Here is a 1,886-nt window from a genome sequence, read left to right as displayed (position 1 = left end):
GTCCCTACCCGCCTGCCCGACCTTGCCACCGCGTTCGGCCGTGCCGCCGCCCTCGCCTTCTTCCGGGGTTGGGCGGCGCGGCCGTTCTCCGTGTCTGACCTGGACAAGGAGTCCTCTCACATGCTGAAACGTCCTGCCCGGCGCGGCTTCGGCCGCCCACAGCGACCCGCCGCGGGCCACGGCCGTGGCGGTGGTCGCGTCGGTGGCGGCCGTCTCGGTGGCCGCTTCGGTGGCCGCCGCGGCTACGCCGACACCGACGCGCTCGACGCGCTGATGCCCGCGCTGATGGATCGCCGCGCGGCGCCACGGCGGCCGGTGCTGGGGCCGCTGGCCCGCGGTTATGCCCGCTGGGTGATGGCCTCGCCCGACACCCGCGGTCTGGGCACCGGCCTGGCCGCCCTCTACCCTGCCGGTCACCTCGCCTACACCTACGCCCCCGGCGATGCGCTGCTGCTGGGAGCGTTCGCGCCCCCGGCGGCGCTGGCCGCGTGGGTGGCCACCTACAAGACCCACGGCTCGCCCCGCTACTCCGGCGCCATCGCCGCGATCGCGGCCGGGATCCCGTCGTGGCTGGCCACCGCCGCTACCACCGGCATCACCAACCTGCCCACCCTGCTGGGCTACACCCTCACCGCCACCGCCACCTGGTCGGCCTACACCTGGTCCGACGTCCTCAAAGAACGCCGCCGGTTCGCCGAAGCGCAGGCCAAGTGGGAGACCATCGCGGGCCTGGCCGGGCTGGAAGGGTCCCGGCTGCTGCGCACCGAACGCACCCGCACCGGCGTCAAGTTCAAAATCGACCTCGGCGTGGAAGGCCCATCGGCGTCCCGGCTGGAACGCGGCGACCTGGCCGAACAGATCGCCCGCTGCTACGGCATCGGCGCCGACCGGGTCCGGATCACCACCCACCGCAAGAACGCCCGCATCGCCTGGATCATCATCCAGCTGGTGGACCTGTGGTCGCAGCTCGTGCCGCACCCCGCCGCCGTCGCCGCTGACGGCACCCCCCTTCCCGCCGCGGCCGCCGCGACGAGCAAGGGACACCGGTCGATCCTGGACGGCCCGTACATCATCGGCACCGACCCCGAGACCGGCGACGACCTGGAACTGGTCATCTTCGACGACGGCGGCGGCCGGCATGTCGACATCGTCGGCTCCAACGGCGGCGGCAAGACCAACACGCTGTCCAACATCGTCCAGCAGGGCGCCGAGTGCTGCGACGTGCTGACCGTGGCGATCGACCTGGGCAAAGGCGTCATCCCCATCCTGTGGCGTGACCACCTGCACGAATACGCCGGAGTCGGAGAGGAAGACAAGGCCGTCCTGATCCTGGAATGGCTGGACGCGCTGCTGGACGAACGCGCCATCGCCTGCCAGGGCGGCACCCTGACCCCCTCGCCCACCTCGCCCGTGGTGCAAGTGATCGTGGACGAACAGGACACCGCGACCGGGTTCCACTCGGCCATCGCCGATGTGTTCAAGCCCGTCATGGACAAGATCCACAAACGCGGCCGCTCACTCGGCATCGTCCTCATCACCGCCAAACAACGCGACGTCGTCCAGCACACCGGATCCAAGGAGGGCAAGGCCAACGCCTACACCACCATCGTCGGACGCGTCGCCAACACCAAGGAGATGACCAAAGCCCTGCCCGACTGGGAGACCACCGGCTGCCCCGACATGTCCACCTACGGCGGCGACGCCCAAGGCGTCGTCCTGCTGGTCCGCCAGGGCGGCACCTGGCAGGCCGGGCGCACCCGCGCCCTGTACGACCCCAAGACCGTCCAAGCGCTGGCCGCCGCCTACGGCCCCGCAGGCGCCCACCTCGAACCGCACATCGCCGCCGACCTGCCCACCGGCTACGCCCAACGCCACCCCATCCCCGC

General features: G+C 71.5%; 1 protein-coding gene. It reads left to right on the top strand.

What is annotated here, in order from left to right; translation table 11 throughout:
- Positions 1–120: 120 nt before the first annotated feature.
- Positions 121–1,886, top strand: a 1,766-nt coding sequence (locus tag ETD83_RS41610; protein WP_171064749.1) for a hypothetical protein, incomplete at its 3' end; no start/stop codon positions are given.

Source organism: Actinomadura soli (genome assembly GCF_005889715.1).
Taxonomy (GTDB): domain Bacteria; phylum Actinomycetota; class Actinomycetes; order Streptosporangiales; family Streptosporangiaceae; genus Spirillospora; species Spirillospora soli.
This window is presented reverse-complemented; position numbering and strand designations above follow the sequence as displayed.